Consider the following 18106-nt stretch of genomic DNA (forward strand, 5'->3'; position numbering starts at 1 on the left):
AATGGCAGAAACATTCACCTGGCGGCCGGCATTTGGCGCTAGCGCGAGCATCCATCCAGCGGTGACAACTTCGCGCTTCGGAGATGGCTACGCACAGCGCGTTCCGAGCGGGATCAATACCATGCCAGTGAAGCTCTCACTTTCCTTCAACAACCTATCAAGGGAATCTGCGAATGCCCTTGAGTCGTTTTTAGTCCGGCACGGCGGCGTGCGCTGGTTCTGGTATTCGCACGCCGGCCAACCGGTGGCCAAGTTTATCTGTGGAGAATGGCAGCGGATCAATCAGGACAGAGATGCGGACACGATCACGTGCACCTTCGAGCAGGTATTTGATATAGGCAGCTGAGATGCAAATCGAAAAGGACGTGCAAAGCTTCACCCTTGATCCGAGGGTGGAGCTTTTTCAATTGGCCCCGCCGACCGGCACTCAGTATCCGGCACAGTACTTCACGCCGGCCGGCACGGACGCCAATACCAACCCGATCAGCTTCATGGGACAAGAGTACCAACCATGGGCGATCCAGGCTGAGGGCTTCGAGAAGACGGTACAGGGCGGCGCGCCGCGACCGACGTTGTCTATCGCCAATGCGGTGATGGGCGCCAATGGCCCTATCTACGGCATCTTCACTCAGCTGGTTCGACAGTTCAAGGGCCTGACCGGTTGGAAGGTAACGCGCATGGTCACCTACGCCAAGTTTCTGGACGGCGGCTCGCTGGCGGGCTCGCCCGAGTTCCACCAGCAAGAAATCTGGTTCGTTAACCGGCGCACGCAGGATGACGGCACGGTATTGCAGTTCGAGCTTGTGAGCGCACTGGACCTTGAAGGCAAGACCGTGCCGAACACCATGGCAAGCATCTACTGCCCTGCTCAAACGCAGTATCGGAGCGCCGCCTGCGGTTACGCCGGCGTCGCCATGTTCGACGCTGATGGCAAGCCAACTTCCGACCCGAACAAGGATGCATGCGGGAAGCGCTATAGCGACTGCCAGTGCCGAGGAAACCAGACCAACTATCCCGGCATGCTTGGCCTGCGACGATACGGCTGATGCCAGCCGCCAATCTACCCAACCCGCTTCGGCGGGTTTTTCATTTCGGACCTGCCAATGATCAACGAAATGCTACGCCTCGCTGAACTGGCCCACCCGCAAGAGGCCTGCGGCGTGCTGCTAGACTCCGGGCGCATCTACCCGTGCCGGAACATTGCCGGCAACCCGCACGCGCAGTTTGAACTTGATCCGGTGGACTATGCTGCCGCTGAGCAATTGGGCCGAGTCGTTGGCATCTGGCACAGCCACCCCGATGACACGGCGGAGCCGTCGCTTGTGGATCGGGTAATGTGCGAGAGAACAGGGCTGCCTTGGCACATCGTGAGTTGGCCGAACGGCGAGCACACGTTGACCGAGCCCAGCGGCTGGCAGGCTCCCTACGAAGGGCGGCCGTTCTGCTGGGGGATGTTCGACTGCTTCAGCCTGGCACAGGACTGGCATCGGCGCGAGACCGGCATCCTGCTGCCGCGCGCCGCAGCGCGTGAGGACTTCTGGCGACACGGCGAGAATCCTTTTGCAGCCTGGCTGGCTTCGGCGCCGGCCGACGTCGTGACCGACGATATCCAGCGCGGCGACCTGATTTTCATGATGTGCGAGGCTGACGTGATCAACCACGTTGCCGTCTATGTCGGCGACAGCCGAATCCTTCATCAGCTCTACAACCAGCCCAGCCAGATCAGCATCTATGGAGGCTGGTGGCAGCGCTGCGCAGTTACCGTCGTAAGGCCGCGCCATGGGTGAAAAAAGAACGGTGCGGCTTGGAGGCGGGCTGGGTGAGATGTACGTGAAGGAGTTTGCTGCACATGTTGAAAGCGTGGCCGAGGCAATCCGCATGCTCGATGCTAATTGGCCTGGCTTCATTCAGCACTTGCGAGAAAGCGATCCGGAGAAGGTGGTCTACCGCGTCACCGTGGCCGGCCGGGACGTCGAAGAAGACGAGATCGTGCTGGTGAGCAAGGGCGACATCCTCATCATGCCGGTGATCGGCGGGGCGAAAGGCGGTGTTAGAGCCCTGGTTGGCGCGGCGCTTGTTGCCTTTGCTGTCGTCGGCTCTATCTCCATGCCATGGGCGTCCCCATTCCTGAGCGAGGGCGTTGCCAGCGTAATGATGAATGTCGGCGTTGGCCTCATGGTTGGGGCAGCAGTTGAGCTGTTGACGCCGATTCCTCGACAGCCGGACTGGCAAGCGAGGGAAGGCAAGCCGAACTACTGGTTCAACGGCGCGCAGCAAACAAGCGCCCAAGGGCTTCCAATCCCTATCGGTGCCGGAACGGTGCTGATAGGCGGCACGGTAATTTCGGCAGGCATCAGCGTCGAGGACATCGGCACTGGCTCGCTTCCAAGTAATCCACCAGTTCTAATCTAGCCCGCGCATGCGGGCTTTCTTGTTTATGGAGCTTCCATGTCTGCACGAGAAAGCATTTTCGGCGCCAAGGGCGGCGGCGGGGAGCAGCGCACACCGGTAGAGTCGCCGGATTCGGCACAGTCGATCAGCTATGGTCGGATGATGGTCTTGCTGGGCCACGGGGAGGCTGGAGGGCCGGCGGATTTCGCTAACCCGCTGAAGAGCATTTATCTGGACGATACGCCGATCCAGAACGCAGACGGGTCGTTCAACTTCCAGAACATGCAGGTCGCGTTCCGCACCGGGACGCAAACACAGACCGCCATCCAGGGTTTTCCGTCGATTGAAACCGAGATCGGTGTCGGCCTGGAGGTAAAGACATCCAATCCGATCACTCAAACGGTGGCGGATATCAATGCTACCGCGGTCAGGGTGACGGTATCCCTGCCTGGCGGCCTGCGGTCTACTGACCCGAAGACGGGCGATACCGGCGGAGCGACCGTTCAATACGCCATTGATCTGGCGCCGGCAAATGGCAAATTCACCCAAGCAGCCGAAGTAACAATTTCGGCAAAGGTTTCTGCGAACTATCAGCGCAGCACACGTGTTCCGCTTGTTGGCAATGGACCTTGGCTTCTTCGAGTACGTCGCCTCACGCCGGATAGCAATTCGCAATACTTGGTCAACCAGACTGCGTTCACGTCTTTTACTAGCATCATCGACGCGCAGTTGCGGTATCCGAACATGGCCATCTTGGCCTTGAAGTTTGACGCACGACAGTTTAGTCGGATGCCGACGGTGTCTGCGCACTGGCAGCAACTCAAATGCCAAGTGCCAAACAATTACGATCCGATTGCGCGCACATATACCGGGCCGTGGAATGGCGGGTTCAAGCCCGCGGTAACTAGCAATCCTGTTTGGTTTCTTTGGACATACTGCACGGACAGCCGGTTTGGCATCAACATTCCGGCCGGTAGCATGGACAAGTGGGGGATGTATGCCGTCGCGCAGTGGTGCGACCAACTGGTTCCTGATGGGTATGGTGGCTTTGAGCCGCGCTTCCAGTTTCACAACTTCCAACAAGATGTTCAGGACGCCTGGAAAGTCGTTTCAGACATCGTTTCATCGTTCTGCGGCCAGGCCTACTGGTCAGCTGGCGGCATCCGCATCACTGCGGACATGCCGGGCAAGGCGATGGTAAAGCACTTTAATGCCACCAATGTTATTGACGGCAAATTCACCTACTCGTCCACACCTAAAAACGGTCGCTTCACCGCTGCATCGGTGTCGTGGCTGGACCCGGCTGACCGCTACCGGCGCGCCATGGAGTATGTCGAACACGGCTCGGGCATGCTGACTTATGGCCTGCAACAGACCTCAGCGGTATCGATGGGGGCGGTGACGCGCGGCCAGGCGCGGCGGTGCGGTCGATACATCTTGGAGACTGCGCAGAGGTGTACGGAAATGGTCACGTTAAGGGCGGCGGCCTATGCGGCCGACCTGCTGCCGGGCGACCTGTTCTCGACATCGGATTTCCACGTGGCTGGTGCCAGAATGGGCGGGCGTGTTGTCGCCGTGTCTGGTACGTCCGTCCAGCTCGATGCACCTGTCACCTTGCAGTCTGGCGTGAGCTACACCCTTGAGGTGACGGGGCCGGATGGGGTTCCAGTGAGGCGCGGTGTGACAGGTGGTGCCGGAACGCGGGACATGCTAAGCATCGTCACATCGTTCCCGGCTCAGCCAACTCCAGGGGCTACTTGGATTCTTATTGCCACCAACTTGCAGCCGGATCAATGGACATGCGTGTCCATCAAGTCGGTAGACAACGGCGAGTTTGAGGTTGTCGGTTTGCAGTACGATCCGAATAAGTGGAATGCAATTGAAACTGGACTCCGTTTCGATCCCGCGCCAAATAGTAGCCTCCCCGACCCCGGCGTGATGCCGGCAGTGTTGAATGTTCAGCTGCAAGAACTGCCTTATCTCTCGCTGGACGGGGGGAGGCGAGTGAAGTTGCTGATTGATTGGCCGGCCGTGGTGCATCCATATTTGCGCAGCTATCGGGTTGCGTATCGGCAGGATGGCGGGAACTGGATTCAGCTAGCCGACCAGATCAGCAATCATGCCGAGCTGGATGATGTAACGCCAGGGACGTATGAGGTTCGGGTCTCTACGGTTTCTGTTACGGGCGTTGCAGGCAACCCGACGACGAGCAGCCAGACAACGAAGGGCCAGGTTTTGCCGCCACCGGCGCCGACGCTGACTGCGGTTGGCGGGGCGATGAAGATCGATCTTACGTGGTCCTATCCTGCGGGACGGCCCGATATCGCCAGGGCCGAGCTTTTCTACAGCGCGACCGCGGGCGATCCGAACCCGTCAAAGCTTGCTGACCTGGCTTACCCGACCTCTACGTTCAGTTGGCAGGGCCTGCAGCTTGGCGTGACTTATTACTTCTGGCTGCGCGTGTACGACACGTGGGGGAACGCCAGTGGATTTGCTCAGGCCCAGGCGCAAACGGTCAAAGATCCCAGTGTTTTGTTGGATCAACTTAAAAACAGCCTCACGTCGGAGCAGCTGCAGGAGTCGCTTCGCACGCCCATCGAGCAGGCCATAAACGTCCAGGGCAGTGTCAACTCGCTGATCCAGGCGCAAATGGAGCAGATGCTGACCGCAGACGAGATCCGGAGCACTCAGGGCAACCACTACGCGTTCGCCAAACGGCAGCTATCGACGCTGGGCGACAGCCTGCGGCAGGAGGCGAACGAGCGGCTGCTGCTGGCCGCTCGGGTGGATGCAGCCGCCGCCGGCATCATCGAGGAGTCCACGGCGCGCGCCGCGGCTGACTCGGCGCTGACGGAGCGGGTCGGGACGATGCAAACCACGGTCGGGGGCCATACCGCCAGCCTGCAGGAGATCAGCCGGACGGTGGATGGCGTGGTGGCCGAGAAAATCATCAAGCTGAATTCGGCCGGGAAAATCGCCGGCATCGGCTTGCGAACTGATCCGAACGGCAGCGCTGTGGATTTTCTATGCGACAGGCTGGTGGTGTCGCAGCCGGACGGCAACGGCTCGCGCCAGGTGTTCATCTTGTCGTCAATCAACGGTCGCCCGGCGCTGGGCCTGGCTGGCGACCTGATTGCCGACGGATCGCTAGTCGGTCGCCGCGTGCTGGTAGACGGCTCGGTGGACGCTGCTCAAATCAACACGCGGGGGCTGACGATCAGGGACCAGGCCGGCAATGTCGTGGTGGATATGTCTGGCATGGGCGCCGCGTACATCAAGGGGCAACTGACAGTCGATCAGATCGATACTCGGGGCATGACTATCCGAGATCAATTTGGCAGCGCCATCGTTAACATGTACGGGATGGATGCGTCGTACATCCGCAATCTGCAGGTGGATACATTGCAGATCAAGGGGGAGGCGGTCAGCAAGAACGATACCCGGACCGTAACGATGAATGGCTGGCAGGGGAGGGGTTGGAATTACTCATTCCCGTTTTATTGCAGCGACCGTGGCACTTTGCTTGTGTTCGGCGATTCGCCATTCCCATCCATCACATTGAGCGCCCGCGGGAGGCAAACGCCAATTGGAAATGCTAGCGGAAATATTGTTCTTGATGTCTCCGCCGGTGAGACCGTGACAGTAGGCGTTGACAGCCCAGGTGGTTACAACGCAAATGGCCAGATTCGCTATGGAGCAGTTTTGTTTAGGAGGTAGTGAGTGGAGAAAATCAGCATCATCGAGTACGACGACACCGGCCGCATTCTGCAGACGGGCGTCGCATCGCTCGAAAACGTCGAGGTGGAGTACGCCATCGGCAAACTGCTGTTGCAGGGCGAGGCGGACCCGTTGACGCAGTACATCCGTGGTGACGGGGTGGTCGAGGCGCGACCGCCGAACCCCGCGCGACTGGACGGAATGATGCTGCGCGACCTGCCGGCGCCGTGTCTGCTCGTGGTAGATGGCACGCCCTACAGCTGCGACGACGCTGAGTGCGAGCTGTCGTTCTCGCTGCCCGGGCTGCATCACATCCAGGTCGAGGCCTGGCCGATGCAGTCCGCAACGTTCGAGGTGGTGACATGAGACTCCATCATTGCGGGGACCACCGCGCCGCCCGCGCGGCGCAGTACCCGCCCCTGGGCGACCAGTGGGACGTACTGTGGCGCTGGGTGTCCAGCCTGCCGCCGGAGCTGCTCAACGACGAGATGCGACAGATGCTGGATCGCATTCAGGCAATCAAGACAAATTTCCCGAAGCCCCGCCCGATACCATCCGGTGGGGCTGATCAATTGGAGATGTGATGGCAGACGACACCGCCGGCCTGATGGCCAAACTGCAGGAGATGATGCGCATCTGGTACGTCTCAGCGCGCAGCTATTGGGGGGTATTTGACGAGACATCCGACACGGCGACAATCATTGCGGAGGATGGCAGCACTAAACAGGTGCCGAGTTGGAGAGGGTTGATCAACATGCTATCGGCCGCGGTCTCAACCGGGACCTCTCAGACCATCACGGCGGAGAAGACGATGACCGCATCGCTGATTTCCTCCCTGCCGGGCGGAACGTGGGCGTGGTGGTCTACTGTGCGTTCCCCCGCGCTCCAACTCAACTGTCCTGACGACTCGAAATCCTATCTGCTGTGGCGCGCCAGTAAGCCAGGCCGTCGCCATCTGGCGGGGGTGGATGTCCACTCGGGCGGCAGTGACGCCGGCGTGGTCCACGTGTCGTTGCACATGGATGGGCAGGTCAACACGCATCTGTGGCGCGGGGGGGATTATCTGGCCAAGGGCTCGATTTCTGCCGGAGGCATCATTTCCGCGGGGGCGTTTACGAGGGCGTCGCTGCCTGCCGCGAGCTCGTGTCCTGGTGGGATCGCGTTTGTTACGGACGCGCCCGGCGGCGCAACACACGCGTTCAGCAACGGCCAACAATGGCGGATCTACGCCAGCCCAACTGCGATTTAGGAGTGGCCATGGAGAGGCTGTTGATACTGTTGGTAATTGTTCAGCAACTGTTGGATATCGCCAGCACGTGGTATGCCCTGTGTACTGGAGTCGGCCACGAGGCCAACAGCTGGCTTGCCAGGGTGATGGGCCGCATCGGCGTGCTGCCAGCGCTGCTGCTGACTAAGTTGGCGCTGCTGGCTGTGTGCTGGTGGCTGCGGCCGCCGTGGCCGGCATACGCCATCCTCGCGGCGATTTACACCGCGGTGCTGATCAACAACGCAAGAGCAATCCACCAGGGCCGGCAAAACCGGCCCTGATTTATTTGGGGAAGAGATATGCAAGAGCATGAAAAAGGCGTGCTGGCTCTGCTGGTGGTTGGTGCATTGATCGGGCTGGGCAAGCTTCTGGTAAGTCAGGAATCCATCACGGTTCGCCTGGCCGTCGGCCGCGCCATCCTCGGCGGAGCCACATCGACGGTGGCCGGGGTCGCGTTGATGCAGTTCCCGAACCTGCCACTGCCGGCGCTCGTCGGTATCGGCTCCGGTTTGGGCATTCTTGGCGCACAGTACTTGGAGGTTTGGCTCCGGCGCCGGGCGGATACGCTGGCGCGCTAATACGACAACTGCTGGTCTATCCGCTGCGCAATGCATTTCGCCGGCAGGGTTACATCCGGAGAGTCCGCGCGCCGCTCGCACACTGCGGTGTCTGCGCTGCTCTCAACCCATCCTGCCAGCAGGTAGAGGCAGACGGCCAACACCATCCCGTACAGCATGACTGGCAGCGCGCGGTCCATGGCATTCCCCGACTGTGACGATGTCTCGTTTTATGACGCTGGCCGCCGGCCGGCAACTGACCCTTCGGCCCGCCTCGCGCGGGCCGTTTCCATTGGAGATGCAATGAAAACCAACGCCTCGGGCATCCGCCTGATCAAGCAATTCGAGGGGCTGCGCCTGGCCGCCTACCAGGATATGGTGGGGGTCTGGACCATAGGCTACGGCCATACCGGTCCGGATGTGAAGGCCGGCCTGATCATCACCCAGCAACAGGCGGACAAGCTGCTGGCGGCCGATCTGGAAAAATTCGAAACCGGCGTCGGTCAACTGGTGGCCGTGCCGCTGAACGCCAACCAGTTCGCCGCGCTGGTCAGCTTCAGCTACAACCTGGGCCTGGGCAATCTGCGCAGCTCCACGCTGCTGCGCTTGCTGAACCAGGGCGACTTCGCCGGCGCCGCCGCGCAGTTCTCGCGCTGGAACCGGGCGGGCGGCCAGGTGGTGGCCGGGCTGGCGCGCCGCCGTCAGGCTGAGCAGGCACTGTTCAATTCACTGGAGGGGCTGTGATGGACTGGAAACAAATCGTGGGCACGGTGGCCCCGTGGATCGGGACCGCGCTCGGCGGCCCGCTGGGCGGCATGGCCGTCAGCGCGGTGGCGGACGCGATCGGTCTGCCGGAGAAAACCGAGGAGGCGGTCAAACAGGCTCTGGCCGGCGTGACGCCGGAGCAGATGCTGGCCGTCAAACAGGCTGACCAGCAATTCGCGGCGAAAATGCAGGAACTTGGGTTCCAGAACCAGCGGGATCTGGAGGCGATTGCCGCCGGCGACCGGGCCAGCGCACGAGAACGCGAGATCAAAACCGGCGACATCACGCCGCGGCTGCTGGCGGCCGTCGTCGTCGCCGGTTTTTTCGGCATCATGGCGCTGATGATTTTCCAGGAACTGCCGCCCAACGGCCGGGACTCGCTGCTGGTGCTGGTCGGAGCGCTGGGCGCGGCGTTCGGCTCCATCATCCAGTATTACTACGGCAGCTCGGCCGGCAGTGCCGAGAAGGCGCGCACGATCGACGCCATGAAGCGCGGGTCTGGCGCACAGTAAGAAAGCGGCGCGGCCGGGTGTTACAGCAGCGGGCCGCGCCATCGTAGTTCGCAGGAGTAGAAATGCTATGCTTAAAGCATGTGCGTAAATTTCACCCCGCCCACGGTACAGCAGATGCGCCAGCACTTTGGCTATGAGGTCGAAGACGGCCTCTGGAAGCCTGATTGCTGGCAGGGCTATGCTGCACCGATCATCACCCGCAATGGGCTGGAGCTGGCGACCTATGGTTTCGTGCCAAAGCGCCATCTGCCGCCTGGCGTGCGCATTACCACCATGAACGCACGCGCTGAGACGATTGGGGAGAAACCCACGTACAAGGCCGCGTGGCGCAAATGTCAGTTGTGCCTGGTGCCGATGCAGGCCTTCTTCGAGCCCTGCTACGAGACCGGCAAGGCAGTGCGGACGCGGATCGGTCGGGCCAATGGCGAGCCCTTCGCCGTCGCCGGAATGTGGCGGGAGTGGAAAGAGCCAGAAGGCTCGGCCAGCTACGCATTTACGCAGATCACCATCAATGCCGATGAGCATCCGCTGATGAGGCGCATGCACAAGCCCGGCGATGAAAAGCGCTCGCTGGTCATCGTGCCGCCAGACCACTATCAGGAGTGGCTGGCGTGCCAGGAGCCAGAGCTTGCACGGGCATTCCTGGCAGAATTTCCGCCAGAGCTGATGATGGCGACCCCCGACCCATTGAAGAAATCCGCTAGCGGCAAGGAGGCGTAATGGGACGAATCGCGTGTCTTGTGATTTATCTTTTCAATTATTTTGATGTGCGTTCCGGCTCTGATGAGGAGCGGGAATACAAAAGATGCAGACTGGGGATGTGGTTCGGATTGTTCTTGGCAATTACCCTGTGGTTCGTGGCTATTTCATACCTTCCTGCCTGGGGTAATCCACTTGATGCGGCTACGTTTGGCGAGCGAACCGCATCCGTGGTGTTTGCTGGACTGGCATTCGCGTTCAGCGTTCTTAGTTTGTGGTCCGCGTGGAGGCTGTGGCGGGAGGAAGTGTTGCGTCACAGCGGCCGAGATTAGCCAACTGTCAGCAGCTCATCTAGCCGTGTCGTATACCGTGGCGACCTCACATCCTGGCGCATCTGCCAACGCTGGGTCATGTCCTCGGACGCCAGCCGTACCGTGCCGCGGCCGAATTGTCGCGTGATCGTGTCCATGGTTTGCATCAACCGTTGGCGTCGTGGATCTGGTGGTGCTGCGAACAGGTCCGACTGCACGACTCCGCGCGGGCCGATTTCCATCAGAACGATGCCGGCCTTGTGGTACAGGTAGCCGCGCCGGTAGATGACACGCAGGCCGGCAAGCGCCGCGCGCGTGATCTCGATTGTGTCATCTGAGGCCTGGACCAGCGGCATCACGATGTATGGCCGATACTGCGCCACGTCGCTGAATGGGCTGGTGCGGATGCCGACGCCGACCATGCGCGCGGTCGAGCCCTGGGCGCGCAGCTTCTCGGCGGCGCGCGCTGCGTGGTGAGAGATGGACGCGATCAAGGTGTTCAGGTCGCGCACCTTCTTTGAAAACGACCTCGATGCAATGATCTGCTGCTTGCTGGGCGTCACGTCTTCCAGTGCAAGGCAACTGACGCCGTTCAGCTCCTGCACCGTCCGCTCCACGACCACGCTGAACTGCCGCTTGATGCGCCGCGGGTCGGCCCGCTTGAGGTCCAGCGCGCTGAACACACCCATCGCCTGTAGCTGCTCGGATAGCCGGCGCCCAATCCCCCACACATCCCCCACCTCAATCTGCGCCATCATCTGGTCGGCCTCGGCCTGCGTCACAAAGTCCCACTCGAACACGCCGGCCCATTTCGGCTGTTTCTTTGCGATCCGGTTCGCCAGCTTGGCCAGGGTCTTCGACGGTCCCATGCCGACGCACGTCGGGATGCCGACCCGGCGCAGCACAGCCTCGCGCATCCGGTGTCCATGGCTGTCCAGATCCGGCATGCCGGTCATATCGAGGAAGCATTCGTCGATGCTGTAGACCTCTTGATCGGCGGCGAACTCCGAAAGCACCCGCATCATGCGTCGGCTCATGTCGCCGTACAGCGCGTAGTTCGAGCTGAACACCGCCACGCCATGTTCGCGGCAGACATCCGCGATCTCGAAGAAGGGCCCGAACATGCGCAGCCCTGGCAGCGCCTTTGCCTCGGTGCTGGCTGCCACCACGCAGCCGTCGTTGTTGCTCAGGACGACGATAGGCTTACCGATCAGGTCTGGCCGGAACACGCGCTCGCAGCTGGCGTACATGCTGTTGCCGTCCACGAGGGCGAACAGGGTCTTGGCGCTCATTGCCTGAACTTCTTCACTGCGCCGGTCACGACACCCCATACAAGCAGCTCTTGGCCAGAATGCAGGGTAATCGGCGCGTAGGCGGGGTTCTCCGGCATCAGCGCGCAGGAGCCGCCGCGGCTGTGCAGTCGCTTCACGGTGAACTCGCCATCGACCACGGCGACCACGATGTCGCCATGAGCGGGCGCCAGGCCCTTGTCCACGACCAGCAGGTCGCCGTTGTCGATGCCGGCGCCGATCATTGAGTCGCCACGCACGCGAACAATGAACGTCGCCGGCGGGTCGGTCACGAGATAGTCGTGCAGGTTGATGTTGTCGTCGAGGTAGTCGTCGGCGGGCGACGGAAACCCGGCGCGAACGGGCGAGAGAACCAGCGGCAGCGGCTGACCGCCTGGCGTCGGCGTCAGATGCGGAGTAGGGGGCATGGTGGTGCAATATTGAATATGTACAAATTCAAATTACACCACAGGTGAGGGAATATCAAAACGGATTTCAGTATGCCTTAGGCAAGGGCGTGGCCTCTCCCCACAGTCGCGCCCACTCGGCCGAGTACCGGCTCGCAAGAGGCTTCACGTTGCGCAGCAGGAGCACGTTCTCGGCGTTTCGGTTGGCCGCCGCCGCGCTGTAGTTGAAGCTGCCCGTCTCCACGTGCTGGCCGTCGATCACCATGAATTTGTGGTGGAAGATGGCGTAGTTGCCATTCAGGCGCACCGGCACACCCTGATTCGCTAGGAACTGCGCGGCGCTGTAGCCTTTGCGGTTACTCTTCTCGTCGGCGACGACCTGCACCTTCACGCCGCGCTTATGTGCGTTCAGCAGCGACTCGGCGATGGGTTTGCTGGTGAATGAGTAGGCGGCGACCAGGATCGACGACTTAGCATTGTCGATGCCCTGCAGGACAAGCGCCAAGCCGCCACCATTGGGCGAGAACCCGACCTCATAGTCGGCGCCGGCTGGCAGCGGTGCGGCAAAAGAAAACGGCGCTACAAGAGCGCCGGCGATTAGTAGTGCGGATAGTTTCATCAATTGGGCCTGTGTAGTTGGTAGCCATGCTGTCGCCGGCGGCGGTCAATGTCCTTGAGCCGCGCCGTGCTGAATGGTTCCGTCGTCATGCCGCCGTGCCGGCTCCCGCGACCGCCCCAGGCGCGCACGATCACCGGCCTGTCGAACAGATCCAGCTGGATGGCGATAGCGTAGTAGCGGTCGGGGGATAGGTAGAGGCGCATGGCGGATTGCTCCTTGATTTGCAATCAGCATGGCAATTATGCGGGGATTACGCAAATTTACATCGAATAATGCGCAGATTATGTGTCAATTGGGCGACGGGGAGGCGAGTAGGGCGGCAATCTTCCGCACCTTGCCCCGGAAGTCTTCCTTGCCAGCCTCTGGCATGTATTCCCACGGGTAATCAAAATCAGCAGCGAGCTTTCTGGCTGCACCCTCAATGATGCTTTCTGGCACGGCCTGAACCTGTAAGGATTCCTTACCAGTTGCCGGCGCGGCGGTGAGCATGCGAGCCGCTCGCATTGCGAAACCCTGCAGAGCTGTAGGTGCGCAAATGCCCTGCGGCGAGTACAACGCGAGTTCTTTAAGCAGAGAGCGCCATTCTTCCGGCATTGCCGGCATGGGCTGAGGTTGGCGGTACACCGGGGTCGCGAAATCCTCAAAGGGAAGCCCATATATCTGCGCCCATCGCGGAGCTTGCCTGTCATCCTCTTGGCGCAGGCGCTCCATGTGGCGTGGCCGCATATAGCCCACCACTTCGCCGCTCTGCTCGGCGGCAGCCTTCAGCGTGGCCTGGCACAGCCGGCGCATGTCCTTGCGCTCGTCCGCGTCCAGCGACCATTCCATGCTGTCTATGATTGCGTCGATGTCGATCATTGGTTTCTCCGTTCCGGTGAGCATTTGCTCATCTGAGCAAATGGATAAATGAGCAAGTGAGCAAGTGAGCAAGGGGGCAAGGGGGCAAGGGGGCAAGGGGGCAAGGGGGCAAGGGGGCAAATGAGCATTTACCCCTCGTTGTAACGGCGCAGCGGCGGTAGGCCGCGCTCTTCAAGCACGCGATTGAAGCCCTCCGTACCGAGGTCTTGCAGGCTGGACGGCCGTTCCGCCTTGGCGAGGTCTGAAAGCCGGCGGTGATCGTCGGGATGGACTTTGATCTTGATGCACACATAGACCGGCAGCGGCCTTTCTTCTTTGGCCGGCGCTTCCGCCTCGCCGGCGCCCAAGAAATCCTTCAGGCTGGTCTTGCTCATCGCGTCTTCTCCTTGATCCACTGCCACAGCGCGCGAATCTCGGCCGCAGCCTTGCCGCGCGGGTCAAACTCCGTCACCGACTGGCCGGTAGCGATGGCGCGCGAGAAGGCGATGCGCTCGCCAATCTCCACCGGCGCCACCTCGCCGAAGTCGGTCAGCGCCTGGCGCGCGTCGGCGACCTCCGGCACGCGAGAAGGGCAGGCGGACAGAACGAACAGCGGCTGCTTGCCGGCGGCCGTGACAATTTTCACGGCATTTCCTACCGCGGCCAGGTCGAAAGCTGTCGGACGAACGGGAATCAAGATGATGTCGGCGACGCGTGCGATGGCAGCCGCATCGGGGGAGGAGTGCGGCGGCCCGTCGATGATGGCCAGGCTGAAACCTCTGCCACTACCGGCCTTGAGTGCGGCTTGCAGCTGCGATGGCGGCGTCTTGAGAACGACCGGGGAATCTGCAGCACGCCTTTCCGCCCAGCACGAAGCAGAGGCCTGCGCATCATCTCGGTCGAAGATGATGACTGAGGTGGAATCCTCTGCGGCGGCGACGCCCAGGTGAACGGCCAAGGTGGACTTACCCGAGCCGCCTTTTTGCGAGAATGTGGCGATGGTTTTCACGTTTTCTCCAGGCATGAAAAAACCCGCCGAAGCGGGTTGGGTTGGTTAGGATTCAGACCGTCGTCGGTCAAGGTAATCGGCATAGTCCTGCATCATCTTTCGGCGTTTATCCAAGTGCTTGGCATGGTTGTAGGCGGCCTTCACCTTGTTGCGCTCCATGTGGGCAAGCTGGATCTCGATCACGCGTTCGTCGTAGCCAAGCTCGTGCAGCATGGTTGATGCCGTTGATCTGAAGCCGTGGCCGGAGATGATGTTCTTGAAGCCTATGCTGGCTATGACGGTGTTGATCGTTGTGGGGCTGATACCGTCGGCAGGATTGCGGGCGTTGGGGAAAATCTTATTCCTGTTGCCGCTGATGAGCTTCATCTTCTCCAGAATGGCCAGCGCTTGCGCGGAGAGGGGGACGATATGGTCCGTGGACATCTTCATCTTCTCGCCAGGAATGCGCCAGAGTCTGTTTTTCCAATCGATATCGCACCATTCGGCAGAGCGGATTTCGGCTGTTCTGACGAAAGTCAGCAGCATGAGCTGGGCCGCCGGCTGCGCGATTCCGTAGCCCTTGTAGGCATCCAGCGCCTTTAGAAAATTCGGGATAGAGTCCACCGCAAGCGGAGGATGATGGCGAACGACAACCCGCTTCACTAGCTGGCCCAGCGGCGCCGTTGGGTCGCTGGCACAGCGAAGCGTAGTCACTCCGTAGCGAAAGACTGCGCCTGACCACTGGCGAAGATTCCTCGCAACAGCCACTGCGCCTCGATCAATGACCGGCTGGATGACAGAGAGCATGATGGCCGGGGTAATTTCTGAAATGGGAAGATCGCCAATCTTGGGGAAGGCGTTCAACCTGAGCGTCTTCTCCACCTGAGATCTATACCCATCCGTCCAGTGAGCTTGTGCTGAAATCCATTCATTTGCCACCTGGCTAAACGATGTGCCGGTCGAGGCGATCTGATTCGCTTTCTCGATCCTCTTGGCCATATTGGGGTTGATTCCACGCTCTACCAGCGCGCGAGCATCCTCAAGCAGCCTCCTTGCCTCGGCCAAGCCAACGGCCGGGTATTCCCCAATCGTGAACATGCTTGGCTTTCCGTCGAAACGGAAGCGATAGCGCCAAAACTTCTGGCCGGAGGGGCGCACCTCCAGGGCCAGACCCTTTGCATCAGCGATTCGGTAGACTTTGTCAGTTGGCTTTGCCTGCCTGGCCTTGGTGTCGGAGAGCATTGTGAGTAACGGGATTGGGATTTGTCGTTACTCACAATCTTACTCACAATTCATCGCGATGTGATGAGAATTGTGGCGATTGGGTGCGACAACTAGAGACTGGAGAATGCTTGAGAAATGCAGCTGTCGCGCTACTATGCGACAGCCAGCGATGGCACTATTGATTATCGATCATCAATAGCATGATTGGCTTAATTCCTTGATTTTGCTGGATTCGTAGTATTGGCCGGCTATTTGATACCCCCATTGGTGCCCCCGGTTTTATTGGCTGGCGATGGGCATGGCACAGAGGTTGGGTTGCCAACACTATACCCCATAGTCTCCCGACACCGTCACCCCCGGCCACGGTTTTCATGAGCCGCTCCGCGCCGAGTTTTGGTTGGCGAGGGCAGGATGGGAACGCCGAGAAATTCGACGAGCGGTTGGGGTGATGCTGTCAGATCCGCCAGAGTGTGGCGCGACAGCTCGGCGTAGAACGCCTCCTGAGCGGCCCGCAGGATGGCGCGCAACTGGCAGGCGGGAGCGATCCGGCAGGACGCGTTGTCCGGGTCGAAGCATTCCACCAGCGCGTTGTCTGTTTCGGCGATTCTCGCCAGGCGGCCCAGGTCCACCTGTTCCGGTTTCGGCCGTAGGCGCATGCCGCCCCCCTTGCCGCGCACTGTTTCCAGATAGCCTTGCTGACCCAGGAAGAACACAACCTTGGTCAGATGGCTGGCGGAGATGCCGTAGGCGGCGGAGATTTCTGAGATGGTGGCGAGTCGTCCGCCGGTCAAGGCGCAATACATCAGGACGCGTAGGCAGTAGTCGGTAAAGGTGTTCAGCCGCACGTGGGTGCTCCAGGAATAGAACCAGACGCCAAGCAGACATTCTAGCGCGATGAGGCGCGGCGGTGGCGGGAGGTGCGGGGCAAGGCGCGGTAGCGTTCGATGGATCTGGCTTTCTTGATTTGCCTCAAGCGCATCAATCGCAGCAATGAAGATGTATTTTCAATGAATGTTTTAAGAGATAACATTCATTTTGTCTGAATCTTATGGCCGCATACGCCGCGGCAGCCGTCTGCGTGGGGCAGGGCGGGCGGCGCGGCCGTCAATGCGCTTGGAGCGTCGCGAAATGGCACTCATCGTCAAGAACAACATCAGCTGGGTAGGCAAGCAGGACTGGGAACTGCGAGAGTTCCACGGCAGCGAGTACAGCACGCACCGTGGTTCCAGCTACAACAGCTATCTTATCCGAGAAGAGAAGACAGTACTGATAGATACCGTATGGACGCCGTATGCCGAAGAGTTCGTCGCCAATCTGGAACGGGAGGTCGAGCTGGGAGCCATCGACTACATCATCGCCAACCATGGCGAGGCCGATCATAGCGGCGCCTTGCCCGCGCTGATGTCGCGCATTCCGGACACGCCCATCTATTGCACCGAGAACGGCGTGAAGTCGCTGCGCGGCCATTACCACCAGGACTGGAATTTCCAGGTGGTCAAGACCGGAGACAGCCTGGATCTCGGCAACGGCAAAAAACTGGTATTCGTGGAGATGCCGATGTTGCACTGGCCGGACAGCATGGCCACCTATCTGACTGGCGACGCGGTGCTGTTCAGCAATGACGCTTTCGGCCAGCACTATGCCAGCGCGCGGATGTTCAACGACCAATGCGACCAGGCGGAGCTGCAGGAGGAGTGCATCAAGTACTACGCCAACATCCTGACGCCGTTCAGCCCGCTGGTGACCCGGAAGATCCAGGAAGTGCTGGCGTTGAACCTGCCGATAGACATGATCGCCACCAGTCACGGCATTATCTGGCGGGACAATCCCAGCCAGATCGTCGAGCAATATCTGCGCTGGGCCGACGATTACCAGGAGAACCAGATCACGCTGCTTTACGACACCATGTGGAACGGCACCCGAATGTTGGCTGAAGCCATCGCCGAAGGCATGCGCCGGGCCGACCCCGCGGTGGCGATCAAGCTATTCAATCTGGCCAATACGGACAAGAACGACGTGCTGACCCATGTCTTCCGCTCCAAGGCTATCCTGGTGGGCAGCCCCACCGTCAATAACGTGATGCTGCCGCGGGTGGCGGCGCTGCTGGAGGAAATGACCGGCCTGCGCTTCCGCAACAAGGCGGCCGCCGCCTTCGGCACGCATGGCTGGAGCGGCGGAGCGGTGGACCGGATCGCCGAACGGCTGGCGGGTGCGGGATTCCGCGTGTTGAACCAGGGCATTGCCGCCGAGTGGCGGCCGACCATCGACGCGCTGTCCGGAGCGGCCGCTTTCGGCGAGGCCTTCATCGCTCAATTGTCAGGCGCGGCAGACGCGCAAGGCGAGGCGGCCTGCGGATGCTCCGGCATGATGCGCTGCAAGACTTGCTCCTGGATTTATGATCCGGCCAAGGGCGAGTCCAGCCAGGGCGTGGCGCCCGGCACCGTCTGGTCGGACGTGCCGGACAGTTTTCTGTGCCCGGAGTGCTTCATGGGCAAGCATGATTTCGTTCCGGCTTGAGGAGGC

The 18106-nt window shown here is 60.7% G+C and carries 25 protein-coding genes; 15 read left to right on the forward strand and 10 right to left on the reverse strand.

From position 1 onward, the window contains the following. Position 1: 1 nt before the first annotated feature. Genes DK842_RS18085 through DK842_RS18130 form a run of 10 tightly spaced genes read left to right on the forward strand, consistent with a single transcriptional unit; the run spans position 2 to position 7953 of the window. Positions 2 to 346: a phage tail protein gene (locus DK842_RS18085; protein ID WP_114062706.1), complete on the forward strand. Its 345-nt coding sequence runs from the start codon at positions 2 to 4 to the stop codon at positions 344 to 346. A gap of 1 nt (position 347) precedes the next feature. Beyond that, positions 348 to 1046 (forward strand): phage minor tail protein L, encoded by a 699-nt coding sequence (locus tag DK842_RS18090; RefSeq protein ID WP_114062707.1) that lies wholly within the window; start codon positions 348 to 350, stop codon positions 1044 to 1046. A 57-nt stretch (positions 1047 to 1103) separates the two neighbouring features. After that, on the forward strand, positions 1104 to 1787 hold the full coding sequence (locus tag DK842_RS18095; RefSeq protein WP_114062708.1) for a C40 family peptidase: 684 nt from the start codon (positions 1104 to 1106) through the stop codon (positions 1785 to 1787). Further along, complete coding sequence (locus tag DK842_RS18100) at positions 1780 to 2412, forward strand: tail assembly protein (protein WP_114062709.1); 633 nt, start codon at positions 1780 to 1782, stop codon at positions 2410 to 2412. Before DK842_RS18095 ends, DK842_RS18100 begins: the two co-directional genes overlap by 8 nt. Before the next feature lie 36 nt (positions 2413 to 2448). Further along, positions 2449 to 6108, forward strand: a complete 3660-nt coding sequence (locus DK842_RS18105; protein ID WP_114062710.1) for a host specificity protein J — start codon at positions 2449 to 2451, stop codon at positions 6106 to 6108. Between the two features lie 3 nt (positions 6109 to 6111). Further along, positions 6112 to 6474 (forward strand): hypothetical protein, encoded by a 363-nt coding sequence (locus DK842_RS18110; protein ID WP_114062711.1) that lies wholly within the window; start codon positions 6112 to 6114, stop codon positions 6472 to 6474. Next, positions 6471 to 6692, forward strand: a complete 222-nt coding sequence (locus DK842_RS18115) for a hypothetical protein (RefSeq protein ID WP_114062712.1) — start codon at positions 6471 to 6473, stop codon at positions 6690 to 6692. The genes DK842_RS18110 and DK842_RS18115 overlap by 4 nt, the downstream gene beginning before the upstream one ends. Next, positions 6692 to 7357: a hypothetical protein gene (locus DK842_RS18120; protein ID WP_114062713.1), complete on the forward strand. Its 666-nt coding sequence runs from the start codon at positions 6692 to 6694 to the stop codon at positions 7355 to 7357. Before DK842_RS18115 ends, DK842_RS18120 begins: the two co-directional genes overlap by 1 nt. Positions 7358 to 7365: 8 nt before the next feature. Next, positions 7366 to 7656 (forward strand): hypothetical protein, encoded by a 291-nt coding sequence (locus tag DK842_RS18125; protein WP_114062714.1) that lies wholly within the window; start codon positions 7366 to 7368, stop codon positions 7654 to 7656. Between the two features lie 18 nt (positions 7657 to 7674). Further along, on the forward strand, positions 7675 to 7953 hold the full coding sequence (locus DK842_RS18130; protein WP_114062715.1) for a phage holin family protein: 279 nt from the start codon (positions 7675 to 7677) through the stop codon (positions 7951 to 7953). Here the strand turns inward: DK842_RS18130 and DK842_RS18135 are convergent. Further along, positions 7950 to 8132: a hypothetical protein gene (locus DK842_RS18135; protein WP_114062716.1), complete on the reverse strand. Its 183-nt coding sequence runs from the start codon at positions 8130 to 8132 to the stop codon at positions 7950 to 7952. The genes DK842_RS18130 and DK842_RS18135 overlap by 4 nt on opposite strands. 103 nt (positions 8133 to 8235) lie before the next feature. Between DK842_RS18135 and DK842_RS18140 the strand changes: the two genes are divergently transcribed. The 4 genes from DK842_RS18140 to DK842_RS18155 all read left to right on the forward strand — a co-directional run bounded on the left by DK842_RS18140 (position 8236) and on the right by DK842_RS18155 (position 10240). Next, complete coding sequence (locus DK842_RS18140) at positions 8236 to 8676, forward strand: lysozyme (RefSeq protein WP_114062717.1); 441 nt, start codon at positions 8236 to 8238, stop codon at positions 8674 to 8676. Next, positions 8676 to 9209 carry a hypothetical protein gene (locus DK842_RS18145; RefSeq protein ID WP_198414570.1) on the forward strand — a complete coding sequence of 178 codons (534 nt, stop codon included), beginning with the start codon at positions 8676 to 8678 and terminating at the stop codon, positions 9207 to 9209. The genes DK842_RS18140 and DK842_RS18145 overlap by 1 nt, the downstream gene beginning before the upstream one ends. Before the next feature lie 114 nt (positions 9210 to 9323). Beyond that, positions 9324 to 9929 carry an SOS response-associated peptidase gene (locus DK842_RS18150; protein WP_232538519.1) on the forward strand — a complete coding sequence of 202 codons (606 nt, stop codon included), beginning with the start codon at positions 9324 to 9326 and terminating at the stop codon, positions 9927 to 9929. Next, complete coding sequence (locus DK842_RS18155) at positions 9929 to 10240, forward strand: hypothetical protein (RefSeq protein WP_114062719.1); 312 nt, start codon at positions 9929 to 9931, stop codon at positions 10238 to 10240. Before DK842_RS18150 ends, DK842_RS18155 begins: the two co-directional genes overlap by 1 nt. Here DK842_RS18155 and DK842_RS18160 read toward each other — a convergent pair. From DK842_RS18160 to DK842_RS18200, 9 genes are all read right to left on the reverse strand, one after another. Beyond that, positions 10237 to 11511 (reverse strand): Y-family DNA polymerase, encoded by a 1275-nt coding sequence (locus tag DK842_RS18160; RefSeq protein WP_114062720.1) that lies wholly within the window; start codon positions 11509 to 11511, stop codon positions 10237 to 10239. The genes DK842_RS18155 and DK842_RS18160 overlap by 4 nt on opposite strands. After that, positions 11508 to 11936, reverse strand: coding sequence for a LexA family protein (locus DK842_RS18165; protein ID WP_114062721.1), 429 nt, complete (start codon positions 11934 to 11936; stop codon positions 11508 to 11510). Before DK842_RS18165 ends, DK842_RS18160 begins: the two co-directional genes overlap by 4 nt. A 67-nt stretch (positions 11937 to 12003) precedes the next feature. Further along, positions 12004 to 12534: a phospholipase D family nuclease gene (locus DK842_RS18170; RefSeq protein ID WP_114062722.1), complete on the reverse strand. Its 531-nt coding sequence runs from the start codon at positions 12532 to 12534 to the stop codon at positions 12004 to 12006. Further along, the gene (locus DK842_RS18175; protein ID WP_114062723.1) at positions 12534 to 12737 is read right to left on the reverse strand and encodes a hypothetical protein; all 204 of its coding nucleotides are present in this window, start codon (positions 12735 to 12737) and stop codon (positions 12534 to 12536) included. The genes DK842_RS18170 and DK842_RS18175 overlap by 1 nt, the downstream gene beginning before the upstream one ends. A gap of 85 nt (positions 12738 to 12822) precedes the next feature. Further along, positions 12823 to 13392, reverse strand: a complete 570-nt coding sequence (locus DK842_RS18180) for a hypothetical protein (protein WP_114062724.1) — start codon at positions 13390 to 13392, stop codon at positions 12823 to 12825. Between the two features lie 128 nt (positions 13393 to 13520). Then, positions 13521 to 13766 (reverse strand): hypothetical protein, encoded by a 246-nt coding sequence (locus DK842_RS18185; protein ID WP_114062725.1) that lies wholly within the window; start codon positions 13764 to 13766, stop codon positions 13521 to 13523. Next, a complete protein-coding gene (locus tag DK842_RS18190) occupies positions 13763 to 14380 on the reverse strand; it encodes an AAA family ATPase (RefSeq protein WP_114062726.1) in 618 nt (205 codons plus the stop codon). The genes DK842_RS18185 and DK842_RS18190 overlap by 4 nt, the downstream gene beginning before the upstream one ends. Positions 14381 to 14425: 45 nt before the next feature. Further along, on the reverse strand, positions 14426 to 15601 hold the full coding sequence (locus DK842_RS18195; protein WP_114062727.1) for a tyrosine-type recombinase/integrase: 1176 nt from the start codon (positions 15599 to 15601) through the stop codon (positions 14426 to 14428). A gap of 332 nt (positions 15602 to 15933) precedes the next feature. Then, a complete protein-coding gene (locus DK842_RS18200; RefSeq protein WP_114062728.1) occupies positions 15934 to 16428 on the reverse strand; it encodes an RrF2 family transcriptional regulator in 495 nt (164 codons plus the stop codon). Positions 16429 to 16711: 283 nt separating this feature from the next. On the opposite strand from DK842_RS18200, the gene norV reads away from it, so the two are divergent. Continuing rightward, positions 16712 to 18100, forward strand: coding sequence for an anaerobic nitric oxide reductase flavorubredoxin (gene norV, locus DK842_RS18205; protein WP_114062729.1), 1389 nt, complete (start codon positions 16712 to 16714; stop codon positions 18098 to 18100). The last annotated feature ends 6 nt before the right edge of the window (positions 18101 to 18106 follow it).

The organism is Chromobacterium phragmitis (assembly GCF_003325475.1).
Taxonomy (GTDB): Bacteria; Pseudomonadota; Gammaproteobacteria; order Burkholderiales; family Chromobacteriaceae; genus Chromobacterium; species Chromobacterium phragmitis.

Excerpts from the sequence above, each read along its gene's own strand:
- DK842_RS18085 (WP_114062706.1), top strand. The coding sequence starts at position 2 with ATGGCAGAAACATTCACCTGGCGGCCGGCATTTGGCGCTAGCGCGAGC.
- DK842_RS18100 (WP_114062709.1), top strand. The coding sequence starts at position 1,780 with ATGGGTGAAAAAAGAACGGTGCGGCTTGGAGGCGGGCTGGGTGAGATG.
- DK842_RS18155 (WP_114062719.1), top strand. The coding sequence starts at position 9,929 with ATGGGACGAATCGCGTGTCTTGTGATTTATCTTTTCAATTATTTTGAT.
- DK842_RS18130 (WP_114062715.1), top strand. The coding sequence starts at position 7,675 with ATGCAAGAGCATGAAAAAGGCGTGCTGGCTCTGCTGGTGGTTGGTGCA.
- DK842_RS18120 (WP_114062713.1), top strand. The coding sequence starts at position 6,692 with ATGGCAGACGACACCGCCGGCCTGATGGCCAAACTGCAGGAGATGATG.
- norV (WP_114062729.1), top strand. The coding sequence starts at position 16,712 with ATGGCACTCATCGTCAAGAACAACATCAGCTGGGTAGGCAAGCAGGAC.
- DK842_RS18175 (WP_114062723.1), bottom strand. The coding sequence starts at position 12,737 with ATGCGCCTCTACCTATCCCCCGACCGCTACTACGCTATCGCCATCCAG.
- DK842_RS18160 (WP_114062720.1), bottom strand. The coding sequence starts at position 11,511 with ATGAGCGCCAAGACCCTGTTCGCCCTCGTGGACGGCAACAGCATGTAC.
- DK842_RS18105 (WP_114062710.1), top strand. The coding sequence starts at position 2,449 with ATGTCTGCACGAGAAAGCATTTTCGGCGCCAAGGGCGGCGGCGGGGAG.
- DK842_RS18095 (WP_114062708.1), top strand. The coding sequence starts at position 1,104 with ATGATCAACGAAATGCTACGCCTCGCTGAACTGGCCCACCCGCAAGAG.
- DK842_RS18170 (WP_114062722.1), bottom strand. The coding sequence starts at position 12,534 with ATGAAACTATCCGCACTACTAATCGCCGGCGCTCTTGTAGCGCCGTTT.
- DK842_RS18185 (WP_114062725.1), bottom strand. The coding sequence starts at position 13,766 with ATGAGCAAGACCAGCCTGAAGGATTTCTTGGGCGCCGGCGAGGCGGAA.
- DK842_RS18145 (WP_198414570.1), top strand. The coding sequence starts at position 8,676 with ATGGACTGGAAACAAATCGTGGGCACGGTGGCCCCGTGGATCGGGACC.
- DK842_RS18140 (WP_114062717.1), top strand. The coding sequence starts at position 8,236 with ATGAAAACCAACGCCTCGGGCATCCGCCTGATCAAGCAATTCGAGGGG.
- DK842_RS18180 (WP_114062724.1), bottom strand. The coding sequence starts at position 13,392 with ATGATCGACATCGACGCAATCATAGACAGCATGGAATGGTCGCTGGAC.
- DK842_RS18150 (WP_232538519.1), top strand. The coding sequence starts at position 9,324 with ATGCGCCAGCACTTTGGCTATGAGGTCGAAGACGGCCTCTGGAAGCCT.
- DK842_RS18090 (WP_114062707.1), top strand. The coding sequence starts at position 348 with ATGCAAATCGAAAAGGACGTGCAAAGCTTCACCCTTGATCCGAGGGTG.
- DK842_RS18115 (WP_114062712.1), top strand. The coding sequence starts at position 6,471 with ATGAGACTCCATCATTGCGGGGACCACCGCGCCGCCCGCGCGGCGCAG.
- DK842_RS18195 (WP_114062727.1), bottom strand. The coding sequence starts at position 15,601 with ATGCTCTCCGACACCAAGGCCAGGCAGGCAAAGCCAACTGACAAAGTC.
- DK842_RS18125 (WP_114062714.1), top strand. The coding sequence starts at position 7,366 with ATGGAGAGGCTGTTGATACTGTTGGTAATTGTTCAGCAACTGTTGGAT.
- DK842_RS18135 (WP_114062716.1), bottom strand. The coding sequence starts at position 8,132 with ATGGACCGCGCGCTGCCAGTCATGCTGTACGGGATGGTGTTGGCCGTC.
- DK842_RS18165 (WP_114062721.1), bottom strand. The coding sequence starts at position 11,936 with ATGCCCCCTACTCCGCATCTGACGCCGACGCCAGGCGGTCAGCCGCTG.